Origin of the sequence: Rhizobium sp. WW_1, from assembly GCF_003610155.1 — a bacterium.
Lineage (GTDB): Bacteria > Pseudomonadota > Alphaproteobacteria > Rhizobiales > Rhizobiaceae > Rhizobium > Rhizobium tropici_A.
In genome coordinates, this window is sequence record NZ_RAIN01000007.1 from 454,627 (window position 1) to 466,017 (window position 11,391).

The 11,391-nt window shown below is 60.6% G+C and carries 12 protein-coding genes; 7 read left to right on the forward strand and 5 right to left on the reverse strand.

The window, feature by feature from the left end:
* Positions 1-16: 16 nt before the first annotated feature.
* Both BJ928_RS22970 and BJ928_RS22975 read left to right on the forward strand, forming a co-directional pair.
* The gene (locus BJ928_RS22970; protein WP_047630982.1) at positions 17-685 is read left to right on the forward strand and encodes a response regulator; all 669 of its coding nucleotides are present in this window, start codon (positions 17-19) and stop codon (positions 683-685) included.
* Positions 675-2,090 carry a sensor histidine kinase gene (locus tag BJ928_RS22975; protein ID WP_047630537.1) on the forward strand — a complete coding sequence of 472 codons (1,416 nt, stop codon included), beginning with the start codon at positions 675-677 and terminating at the stop codon, positions 2,088-2,090. The genes BJ928_RS22970 and BJ928_RS22975 overlap by 11 nt, the downstream gene beginning before the upstream one ends.
* A gap of 154 nt (positions 2,091-2,244) precedes the next feature.
* Here BJ928_RS22975 and BJ928_RS22980 read toward each other — a convergent pair whose 3' ends face one another.
* From BJ928_RS22980 to BJ928_RS22995, 4 genes are all read right to left on the reverse strand, one after another.
* Positions 2,245-3,126: an ABC transporter permease gene (locus BJ928_RS22980; RefSeq protein ID WP_047630536.1), complete on the reverse strand. Its 882-nt coding sequence runs from the start codon at positions 3,124-3,126 to the stop codon at positions 2,245-2,247.
* Between the two features lie 13 nt (positions 3,127-3,139).
* Positions 3,140-3,958 (reverse strand): ABC transporter ATP-binding protein, encoded by an 819-nt coding sequence (locus BJ928_RS22985; protein ID WP_047630535.1) that lies wholly within the window; start codon positions 3,956-3,958, stop codon positions 3,140-3,142.
* Between the two features lie 109 nt (positions 3,959-4,067).
* On the reverse strand, positions 4,068-5,081 hold the full coding sequence (locus BJ928_RS22990) for an ABC transporter substrate-binding protein (protein ID WP_047630980.1): 1,014 nt from the start codon (positions 5,079-5,081) through the stop codon (positions 4,068-4,070).
* Positions 5,082-5,333: 252 nt separating this feature from the next.
* Positions 5,334-6,347: an ABC transporter substrate-binding protein gene (locus tag BJ928_RS22995; protein WP_047630534.1), complete on the reverse strand. Its 1,014-nt coding sequence runs from the start codon at positions 6,345-6,347 to the stop codon at positions 5,334-5,336.
* A 258-nt stretch (positions 6,348-6,605) separates the two neighbouring features.
* Between BJ928_RS22995 and BJ928_RS23000 the strand changes: the two genes are divergently transcribed.
* The 3 genes from BJ928_RS23000 (at position 6,606) to BJ928_RS23010 (ending at position 8,114) form a co-directional block, all read left to right on the forward strand.
* Positions 6,606-6,914 carry a hypothetical protein gene (locus BJ928_RS23000; RefSeq protein ID WP_047630533.1) on the forward strand — a complete coding sequence of 103 codons (309 nt, stop codon included), beginning with the start codon at positions 6,606-6,608 and terminating at the stop codon, positions 6,912-6,914.
* A 188-nt stretch (positions 6,915-7,102) separates the two neighbouring features.
* Positions 7,103-7,561, forward strand: a complete 459-nt coding sequence (locus tag BJ928_RS23005) for a helix-turn-helix transcriptional regulator (RefSeq protein WP_047630532.1) — start codon at positions 7,103-7,105, stop codon at positions 7,559-7,561.
* Positions 7,562-7,874: 313 nt separating this feature from the next.
* Positions 7,875-8,114 carry a hypothetical protein gene (locus tag BJ928_RS23010; RefSeq protein WP_047630531.1) on the forward strand — a complete coding sequence of 80 codons (240 nt, stop codon included), beginning with the start codon at positions 7,875-7,877 and terminating at the stop codon, positions 8,112-8,114.
* Between the two features lie 143 nt (positions 8,115-8,257).
* Here BJ928_RS23010 and BJ928_RS23015 read toward each other — a convergent pair whose 3' ends face one another.
* Entirely contained in the window at positions 8,258-8,935 is a 678-nt protein-coding gene (locus BJ928_RS23015) for a TetR/AcrR family transcriptional regulator (protein ID WP_047630978.1), read from the reverse strand.
* 180 nt (positions 8,936-9,115) lie between these two features.
* Between BJ928_RS23015 and BJ928_RS23020 the strand changes: the two genes are divergently transcribed.
* Together BJ928_RS23020 and BJ928_RS23025 are read left to right on the forward strand one after the other, a co-directional pair.
* Complete coding sequence (locus BJ928_RS23020; protein WP_120296661.1) at positions 9,116-10,342, forward strand: efflux RND transporter periplasmic adaptor subunit; 1,227 nt, start codon at positions 9,116-9,118, stop codon at positions 10,340-10,342.
* A 9-nt stretch (positions 10,343-10,351) separates the two neighbouring features.
* Positions 10,352-11,391 (forward strand): efflux RND transporter permease subunit (locus BJ928_RS23025; RefSeq protein ID WP_183079443.1); only part of this gene is annotated, 1,040 nt, incomplete at its 3' end.

Genomic DNA, 11,391 nt, shown 5'->3' on the forward strand with positions numbered 1-11,391 from the left:
GCTGTATAGTTGCTTCATGAGGCTCCTGATCGTCGAAGACAACCGCGAACTGGCGTCCTGGCTCGGCAAGGCGCTGCGTCAGGCGCAATATGTCGTCGACATCGCCTATGACGGCGAAGATGCCGAACACATGCTGAAAGTCGCCGCCTATTCCATCGTCATTCTCGATCTGTCGCTGCCGAAAATGGATGGACTGACGCTGCTGAAGCGCCTGCGCCAGAGTGGCAACAAGGTGCCTGTTATCATCCTGACGGCCAATGCCAGCCTCGACGGCCGGGTCGCCGGCCTCGACAGCGGCGCCGACGATTATCTCGCCAAGCCCTTCGAGATCGCCGAACTCGAAGCCCGCATCCGCGCTGCCGTGCGCCGCGGCCACGACCACGCCGCGCCCGAGATCGCCGTCGGCGATCTGCTCTTCGATGGCGGGACGCGGCAGTTCTATCTGGCCGGCGAAGCCCTGGCGCTGACCCCGCGCGAACATGCAGTCCTCGAACATCTGATGATGAAGGCAGGCACGACCGTCACCAAGACGACGCTGTCGGAAAGCGTCTTCGGATTCGACGATCTCGCCGACACCAGCGCCATCGAGATCTACGTGCACCGCGTGCGCAAGAAGCTCGAGGGCAGCACCGTGCAGATCGCGACGCTGCGCGGCCTCGGCTATCTCCTTCGCCATGCACAATGATGACACGCCGCCACGCCAGGGAATGTTGAGCCGAGCCATCGGCGCGCTGGCGACAAGCCTTCGGGCGCAACTTTTCGCCTGGGTCGTGCTGACCCTGATCGGCGCAATCTGCATCAACCTCTATCTGAGCTTCCGTTCGGCTGACGCAACGTCAAAGCTCGTCACCGATCATACTCTGCTTGCCTCGGCACGCGTGATCGCGGAGGCCGTGCGCGTCGATGCCAGCGGCACGGTGCAGATCGACATCCCGCCCGCTGCATTGGAAATGTTCGATACCGGCTATGGCGACCGGGTCTTCTATCAAGTCGTGACTGCATGGGGGAACTTGGTCGCCGGCTTTCCTGATCTGCCTCGGCCGGGGCGCGACCGGGTCGGCGAGGACAAGATGTTCCGGACCGATGACGTCCGCGTGCTCATGCTGAGCCATCCAGTCGTCGGCCTCGATCAGGACGGCACGATTTCCGTCGCCGTCGCCGTCACGCATAACAGCCAGGATGCCATGCGCCGCAGGCTGTGGCTTTCGGATTTCACCAAGCAGCTCGCGCTTGTCCTCCTTGCGGGCCTGGTCACGATCATCGGCCTGCAACGTGGCCTCGCGCCCGTGCTGCGCCTGCGCGACGCGGTGCGCGAGCGCGGCCGCCAGCGCCTCGATCCGCTCGACCCTCATATGGTACAGAACGAGCTTCGGCCGCTCGTCCACGCCCTCAACGATCATATGGAACGGGTGCAGTACCAGATGGCGGCGCAGCGCCGCTTCGTCTCGAACGCCGCCCATCAGCTGCGCACGCCGCTCGCTCTGATCTCGACCCAGGCAAGCTTTGCCGCGCGCGAAACGGACAATATCAGGCGCGACGAGGCGCTGACGGCCTTGCGCTCCAGCACGCGGCAGGTGACCCGGCTTGCCAGCCAGCTCTTGACGCTGTCGCGCGCCGAACCCGGCAGCCGGCGGCCGCGCAACGACACGATCGATCTTGCGGAAACGGCCCGGCGGGTCCTGGAAACGCTTGCCGAGGAGGCCCTGCGCCGCAATATCGATCTCGGGCTGGAGGCTGGCGAGTCGCCGGTCCATGTCGAGGGCGATGGCACCATGCTGCGCGAAATGCTTGTTAATCTCGTCGACAATGCCTTGCGCTACACCCAGACGGGCGGCCGCGTAACAGTCGGCGTCGGTCAGGAAGGCGATACGGCATTGCTATGGGTCGAGGACAACGGCCCCGGCATTCCCGAGGAAGAACGCACCCAGGTCTTCGAACGCTTCTATCGCATCATGGGCACCGAGCCCGAAGGCAGCGGCCTCGGCCTCGCCATCGTCCGCGAAGTGGTCGACGGCGCCGGCGGCTCGGTGACGCTTGGCGATGCGGCCGGCGGCGGCCTGTTGGTCAGCGTGCGGCTGCCGGCTGTTTGAACAGCGCAGGCAGCGGAAAAGCAACAGCAAGCGAGCTGGGCGATATAGTCCCCTCTTCCCGCCCGCGGGGAGAGGGGGGCCCCGCGTGCAAAATCAAAGAAGGCCGGGCAAGACGCCCGGCCCTGGCCTTGGGAGGTGCCAGTAAATTGACCGCCTAGTGCGTGTCGAGGCTCTGCTGCGGACGCCAGCGGGTGATGCGGTTCTCGATGAGCGTCATCACATATTCGGCGCCGAGCGTGACGACCATCACGAGGATGATCGCAGCATAGAGGCCGGCTGCGTCATAGGTGCCCTTGGCGATCGAGATCAGGTAGCCGATACCGGCAAGCGATCCCACGAACTCGCCGACGATGGCGCCGATGATGGCGAAGGAGAAGGAGATGTGTAGGCTTGCAAAAATCCAGCTCATCGCCGACGGCAGGATGACATTGCGCGTCACCTGCCAGTTGGAGGCGCCGAGGATGCGGGCATTGGCGATCATGTTGCGGTCGGCTTCGCGAACGCCCTGGAAGGCGTTGGCGAACACGACGAAGAACACCATGATGAAGGCGAGTGCCACCTTGGACGGCAGGCCGAGGCCCATGATCATCACGAAGATCGGCGCGAGAACGACGCGCGGGATCGAGTTGATCGCCTTGATGTAGATCGACAGGATATCGGAAGCGAGCTTGTTGCGGCCAAGGGCGACGCCGACGAGGACGCCGGTGACCGAGCCGATGATGAAGCCGATCAGCGCTTCTTCCATGGTAACGCCGAGATGGTACCAGAGCGAACCGCTTTCCGTGCCATCAACAACCCATTCCCAGAGGCGCCAGGCGATGCCATAGGGGCTCGAATAGAAGAACGGGTCAATCCAGTGCAGGTCTGAGGCGAGCTGCCAGAGGCCGATAATGGCGAGCAGAATGCCGATCTGCCATGCCAGCACGACGTATTTGCGGCGAGCGAGCGCCTTCAGTGCTGCAGCTTCGATTTCCGCGTCCGAGGTGCCGGCGCGGAAGATCGGGGCATTGCCTGCTTCGAGAGCTGTGTTTGCCATGATCAATCCTCCCTTATGCCGCTTCCGCGGCACGGCGATAGCTGGTTTCGACCTCTTCGCGCAGGTCGTCCCAGATCGTCTTGCAATAATCGATGAAGTTCTGCTCGTAGCGGATCTCCGAGACGACGCGCGGACGCGGCAGGTCGATTGTGTAGACCGATTTGACCGTCGCGGGACCGGCCGTCAGCACATAGACCTTGTCGGCAAGGGCAACGGCTTCTTCGAGATCGTGCGTCACGAAGACGACAGAGGCCTGGCGTTCGGCCCAGAGCTTCAGAAGTTCTTCGTGCATGACCGTGCGGGTCTGCACGTCAAGCGCCGAGAAGGGCTCGTCCATCAGCAGGATTTCCGGCTCGTTGATGAAGGTCTGCGCCAACGACACGCGCTTGCGCATGCCGCCGGAAAGCTGATGCGGATAGTGATGCAGAAACTTCGAAAGCCCGACGCGGGCGAGCCAGTCCTTGGCCATCTTTTCGGCCTCGGCCTTCGATTTGCCGCGAAACAGCGGACCGGCCATGACGTTTTCGATGACGTTCTTCCAGGGAAACAGCGCATCCGTCTGGAAGGCGAAGCCGACGCGCGGATCGATGCCGCTGACCGGGCCGCCCATCAGGCGGACTTCGCCGGCGCTCGGCTTGGCAAGGCCGGTTACGAGATTGAGCGTCGTCGACTTGCCGCAGCCCGTCGGTCCGACGACGGCGACGAATTCGCCGCGCTCGACCGTCATGTTGAAATCGCGCAGCGCGGTCAACGACTTGCCGGTCGGCGATACGAAACGGCGGCTGACATTGATGAGCTCGATCGCCGGTGTGCGGCGTTCATCCTGTTGCATGGTGCTGATCCTGACGCGTGCCTTCAGGGCGTGCACGCAAAGCCCAGTGAACTGCAAAGTCCCTTGAACCGCCGCTTCCGGAATTCGCCGGAAGCGGCGTCATGGCTGCTTACTTGACGTTCTTGACGAATTCCGTCGTGTAGGTCTTCGACAGGTCGATCGTCTTGCCCTTGACGTTCTTGGAGAACTGCGAGAGCACGGCGAGAACCGTCTTCGGACCGTCTTCCGGCATCACGCCGTCGGCCGTGAACATTTCCTTGCCGGCGTCGAGAGCCTTGATGTAGCCGTCCTTGTCGCCGACGTAGAAATCCTTCGGCATCTTGTCGGCAATCTCGGCGGCGGAATGGGTATGGATGAAGCGCATCGTCTTGACGAAAGCATTCGCAAGCTTCTGCACTTCGTCCTTATGGGCGTCGACCCATGCGGCATCCATATAGAGCGAAGCGGCCGGATAGGTACCGCCGAGCGCTGCTTCGGTGCCCTTCAGTGTACGGAGATCGACGAGGATCTTGGCTTCGCCGGTCTTGAGCAGTCGCGAGATCGTCGGCTCGGTGGTCATGCCGACCTGGATCGCATCCTGCTGCATGGCGGCGATGAAGGTCTGGCCGGCGCCGACCGGAACGGGCGTGATGTCAGCCGGGGACAGGCCAGCTTTCGACGCCATGTAGAGCGTCAGGAAGTTGGTGGACGAGCCGAGACCGGTAACGCCAGCGCGCTTGCCCTTCAGGTCGGCAAAGGACTTGATGTCAGGATACTTGGATGACACCAATTCGACTTCGCCCGGCGCCTGGCTGAACTGTACGACGGACTTGATGAACTTGCCCTTGGCCTGCAGATCGACACAGTGGTCGTAGAAGCCGACGACACCCTGAACGGCGCCGGCCAGCAGCTGGTTTTCAGCATCGACACCGGCAGATTCATTGAGAAGCTCGACGTCGAGGCCTTCATCCTTGAAGTAGCCGAGGGATTCGGCGAGCTTGGCCGGCAGATAGATCTGCTTTTCGTAGCCGCCCACCATGATGGAAATCTTGTCGGCTGCATTGGCGGCCGTGGCTGCAAGCGAGGCAGCTGATATGACGAGGGAAAGGGCTACGGTATGAAAAAAGGTGCGCGATGGACGCATCAATGTCTCCTCCTGTTTGAATCGTTGCGCCATTCGACGCTGCAGAAAATATGCTTCCTCCACGAAGCTCGGCGAACCTAGCGTGGGCAACCTTTCAGTCAGCTTTCAGCGCGCGATCCCTGTCGGGCGACATTGCAATTTTATTTCATGTACGCCGGCGGCGCAAATATGGCCGCCGGCGCTGCTCTTCTACTTCCGGACACGAACGGGAAACCTGAGGCGTCCGGTCAACCCAGAAAACGATACTGAGCGCTACTTGGCGTTCCTGACGAACTCGGTCGTATAGGTTTTCGACAGGTCGATCGATTTGCCCTGGACGTTCTTGGAGAATTCGGACAGCACGGCGAGAACGGTTTTCGGACCGTCTTCCGGCATCACGCCATCGGGCGTGAACATCGCCTTGCCGTTTTCGAGCGCCTTCACATAGCCTTCCTTATCACCGACATAGAAATCTCTAGGCATCTTGTCCGCGATCTCGGCGGCCGAATGGGTGTTGATGAAATGCAGCGTCTTGACGAAGGCATTTGCAAGCTTCTGCGTTTCCTCCTTGTGGTCCTTGATCCACGATTCCTGCATGTAGAGGGATGCGGCAGGATAGGTGCCGCCCGGAACCGCCTTGGTTCCAGCCATCGTACGCATATCGATCAGAACCTTGGCCTCGCCGGTCTTCAGCATCCGCGAGATCGTCGGCTCCGTGGTCATGCCCGCCTGGATGGCGTCCTGCTGCATGGCGGCGATGAAGGTCTGGCCGGCGCCGACCGGAACCGAGGTAAACTCCCCAAGCTTCAGGCCGGCCTTGACGGCCAGATACTGTGTCAGGAAATTGGTCGAGGACCCAAGGCCGGTGACGCCCAGGCTCTTGCCCTTGAAATCCGCGGGCGACTTGATTTCCGGATGCTTGGCCGACACCAGTTCGACCTCGCCGGGCGCCTGGCTGAACTGCACGACGGATTCGACGAACTTGCCCTTGCCCTGCAGATCGATGCAATGGTCATAGAAGCCGACGACACCCTGGACGGCGCCCGCCAGCATCTCGTTTTCCGCATCAACGCCGGCCGGCTCGTTCAAGAGCTCGACGTTCAGCCCCTCCTCCTTGAAGTAACCGAGCGCCTCTGCAAGCTTCGCCGGCAGATAGATCTGCTTTTCGTAACCGCCGACCATGATGGAAATCTTGTTCGCCGCCTGTGCCGCCGTTGCCGCAAACCCGGCTGCGGCTATCGCAAGGGATAGAGCCGTCGAATATCTGAGAATGCTGGATGCACGCATGAAGTCCTCCTCTCCATTTGTGTACCGGTGCCGCTCGGTGGCGGCACGGCACTCGCTTCCTCCTGAAGCGCAAGAGACATGCACGCCCAACCTTTCATTGAGCTGAAAGCAGATCGCTCGCCTTATCCGCAATACGCATCGGCATGCGGCCGATCGAGGCAGGATGGGATTGCCATACAACGAGAGGGATCATCGCATCTTGGCATTTCCCGCATGGCGACTATCTTAGATCCAGCGCTTTCGCAGGGAGGAACCAGCATGAGGATCGTTGCCGCAGCCCTGATTGTGACTGCAATTGCGATAGCCGGGCCGGCCTCGGCAATTTCCCGCTACGAGTCGCTCAGCAAAACCTGCGCATCGGTGCAGCAACTCATTGCTTCCGAACGCGCGGTGATACTGCGTTATCCCGCGCCCCGCGGCGGCCCGGTCCTCTACGACCGCTACGTGGCCGACGGCGGGCAATGCGACATGTCGGACTATGCCGCCCGCAGTTTCGTGCCGACGAAGGATAACCCGCTTTGCCCGGTCTATAATTGCAAGCCGTCATCCGTCTTCAATCCACATTGACGCGAATCAGCTTTTCTGCGGTTTATGCGTGCGGCGGAGTTATAAAACTTTACATAAAAAGACTTTTAGTTGAGTTCTACCCATATTTAACGCACATTTTGCGGGCAGATAGAGCGCGCGTCCCTTCCCGTGAAGGGTCACGAGCATGGTGTTGTCCACCAGCCCCTATTTGACAAGGAGATTGCGCAGTGAGTGCAAAAGTACCGAACCCGATTGATGCCTATGTGGGCTCTCGCGTGCGCACGCGTCGTCTTATGCTTGGCATGAGCCAGGAGCGCCTGGCCGAACAGATCGGCGTGACGTTTCAACAGGTACAGAAATACGAAAAGGGCACCAATCGCATCGGCGCTAGCCGACTGCAGGCCATTGCCGGCGTATTGGCCGTACCGGTTGCCTTCTTTTTCCAGCAGGACAACTCGCAGCCACTGAACACCGACGGTCTCGGCGCGATCAACGGCCTTGAGGATCTGTCGGATTTCCTGACGTCCAAGGAAGGCCTGAGCCTCAACAAAGCGTTCATGAAGATCAACGATCCCGGCATTCGCCAGTCCGTGCTGACGCTGATCAAGTCGCTGGCAAATGCCTCCGACGTTCTGCCGGATCATGTTCCGCACGCGGCGAACGTATCGGTCGGCCTGCGCAACTAAGGCCTGAGCGCCTGGCGAATATGCCAGGCGCCAATCCAAAGGCAGGGCTGAAGCCTCGACTGGCACGAAAATCCTGGCAAGAACGGAAACACGAGCTGACTTCGGTCGGGAAATCTCCTGCGCCGCGATGACTGCTTGCTCTTCCATCCCGCAGTTCGCGCCTGGAAATTGTAAAAGCAAGATTTCGCGACAATCACGCATCGTGTCACGCTGCATGTCACGCGCCAAGCTGCAAAACATTCGTTACGGTTTGCTCATGTTCTCGGCTAGACACGATTCGTCTGCCGGGAACGGGGGCAATAGAGGGCACGAAATGACAGCAGTACTTCCGGTCGGAGCAGCATACCAGGACCCTGATTCACTCAAGGAACTGGCATCCATCGCTCGACTGATCACCTATGCACGGCAGAGCGCCAAAAACCTGAATGCGGAATTCCCGGTCTGGTGCCTGGATTTGGCACTTGGTGCCGTTCTGCAGGAAATGTATGAAAATGGCGTGCCGAATCCCTTGTTCGAAGAGGGAACGGACATAGCAAACGTGGTGGCACACTAAATTGAAGTATCCCGGCTTTTGCCGGATACGGGATAATGCCGATATGGCTGAACAGGTCATATCGGCATTTTTCTTTGATCCTCGGAATGCTCCGAAAACAGGGGGCAGAGGCAGCTCGCGGATGGGCGAGGAGCCGAAATGCCCTAGGAGCCGCCTTTGTGCGGCCGGACGCCGGCGGTAAAAATCGCGATGCAGTGACGCAGATGACGCAGCCGCGTTTCGCGGTCCGGCCAGTCGTTCGGATGGCCCGGTTTCGAGACCATCGCGCCGAAAATCATGTCCATCAACATGCGCGCGCCGCTCAAGGCATCGCCAATTTCGATCAGGCCTTGCGCCTGCTGCTCGGTGAGCCAGTCAGCCAACATCTGCTGCGACGGCTTGGCCCCATGCGTGTGCAGCAGCGTCGCGATCTCCGGAAATTGTTGCGATTCGCTGATGGCGAGGTGGATGAAGGCGTCGCGCTCGCGCTCCTGGGCTTCGTTCATATCGATCATGAATATCCGCTCGAGCGCCTTGTCGAACGGCAGGTTTTCATCCGCGGGGCGCGGCAGGGCAAACATGGAAGCCCGATGCTCCGCGATGATCGCCGTGAAAAGCTCGGTCTTGCTCGGAAACAGCCTGTAGAGCGTCTGCTTCGAAATCCGGCATCGGGCGGCCACAAGATCCATCGTCGTGCCGGCATAGCCGAGTTCGTAGAAGGTCGCCCGCGCCTCCCCAACGATCTCAGCCCGACGAGCGTCATCATCGATGGTTTTCGGCCGGCCGCGCGGCCGGCGTTTGCCGACCTGATCGACCTTTGCTGCTCGTTCCTCTATCAGCACTTCCGCCTTGACCTCGACAGCCGAATGCGATTGACATTTGGCGTAGTACAAATATTTTCTGTACGACTTGGTACTATAAATAAGGCAACAGGAAATAGCAACGTGCGAAAGCCCGCCCCTCCTACTTATGCACCCGCATATCCGGTGACATCCACTCGCCTTTCGGTTGGCCGCGGCTCGATGACCGCCGCCGGAATTGTCGCCGCAATGTTGCTGGCAGGCTGCAACCAGCAGAATGCCGCTCAAAGCAATGCTCCCGTCGTCAAGGCGGAAGTCAGCGCGATGTCCCTGCATCCGCAATCCGTTGCCATAACAGCCGAGCTGCCTGGCCGCACCAGCGCCTACCTTGTTGCCGAAGTGCGACCGCAGGTCGGCGGCATCATCCGCAGCCGCAATTTCAAGGAGGGTAGCGAGGTCCGAGAGGGCGAAGTGCTCTACGAGATCGATCCGGCCTCCTACCAGGCATCTTATGACAGCGCCGCTGCCGCCTTGCAAAAGGCCGAAGGTGCTGTGCCCAGCGCCCAGGCGAAGCTCGACCGCTACAAGGGTTTGAGCGCACAGAACGCGGTCAGCAAGCAGGACTTCGATGATGCGCAATCGACGCTGGTGCAAGCGCAGGCCGATGTCGCCTCCGCCAAGGCAGCGCTCGAGACCGCGCGCATCAATCTCGACTATACCAAGATGCGCGCCCCGATCTCCGGCCGCGTCGACGCATCGACTGTCACGGTCGGCGCACTGGTCACGGCCGATCAGACGACGGCGCTCACCACTATCCGCCAGCTTGATCCGATCAATGTCGACGTCACCCAGTCGAGCACCAATTTGCTCGAATTCCGTCGCGCCGTTGCCGACGGCCGGCTAAAGACCAGTGGCGACAACGTCTCCGTGCATCTGACGCTCGAAGACGGCAGTCAGTACAAGGAAACCGGCAAGCTTGAATTTGCCGAATCCTCCGTTGCGGAAACGGTCGGCACCATCACCGTTCGCGCCGTCTTCCCAAATCCGGATCGCATCCTGCTGCCGGGCATGTATGTGCGCGCCACCATCCAGGAAGGCGTTGCCGAAAACAGCTTCGTCGTGCCGCAGCGCGCCGTGACGCGCAATACCAAGGGCGAACCGATCGCCATGTTCGTGACCGCCGACGGCAAGGTGCAGCAGCGGGTCTTGAAGGTCGAGCGCAGCATCGGCAACAGCTGGCTCGTCAATCAGGGGATCGCCGATGGCGATCGCGTGATCGTCGAAGGCGTCCAGCGCGTCCGTGACGGCCAGGAAGTCACTGTTTCTCCCGTCGTCATCGACGATGCGACCGGCGAAGTGAAACAGGCTGCCGCCGACAGCAAGCCGTCCACGGAGCAGGCCGGTCTGGAAAAGACCGATATGAAGGCCGCTTCCGGCGTCCAGAAGTGAGGTTAGACGATGTCTCGTTTCTTCATCGACAGGCCGATCTTCGCCTGGGTGATCGCCATCGTCATCATGCTGGCGGGCGCACTTTCGATCCTGACCCTGTCGATCTCGCAATATCCGCAGATTGCGCCGACAACGGTCAGCATCAGCGCCACCTATTCCGGCGCCGACGCGGCAACGGTCGAAAACTCGGTGACCAAGGTCATCGAGCAGGGCATGACCGGCATCGACAATCTCGACTATATGACGTCGACATCGACCTCGACCGGACAGGCCTCGATCTCGCTGACCTTCACCAACAAGGCCGATCCTGACGTCGCGCAGATGCAGGTGCAGAACAAGCTGCAGCTCGTCACCGCCCAGCTGCCGCAGACGGTGCAATCTACGGGTATCGTCGTTTCCAAATCGACATCGAACTTTCTGATGGTCGTCGGCTTCGTGTCGACGGACGGCAAGCTCAACTCGAACGATCTTGCCGACTATGTCTCCAGCACGCTGAACGATACGCTGAAGCGCATCGAAGGCGTCGGCAATACGCAGATCTTCGGTGCCGGCTACGCGATGCGTATCTGGGTCGATCCGGACAAGCTTGCCAAATATCAATTGATGGTGAGCGACGTAACGAATGCAATCCAGGCTCAGAACTCGCAGGTCTCGGCCGGCCAGCTCGGCGCCTTGCCGCAGCGCAAAGGCCAGCAGCTCAATGCGACTGTTACGGCCAAGAGCCGCATGCAGACGCCGGAGCAGTTCGAAAACATCATCCTGAAAAGCCAGTCCAACGGCTCGCTGGTACGCATCAACGATGTCGCCACCGTGGAACTCGGCGCAGACAGCTATACGACGTCGACCACCTATAACGGCCATCCCTCCGCCGGTCTCGCCGTGATGCTCGCCTCCGGCGCCAACGCCATCAATACGGCCGAAGCGGTGCGCGCAGCCATCGGCAATATGAGCCAGACCCTGCCGCCGAACGTCGAGATCGTCTATCCCTATGACACGACGCCGTTCGTGAAGCTGTCGATCGAGGACGTGGTCAAGACGCTATTCGAAGC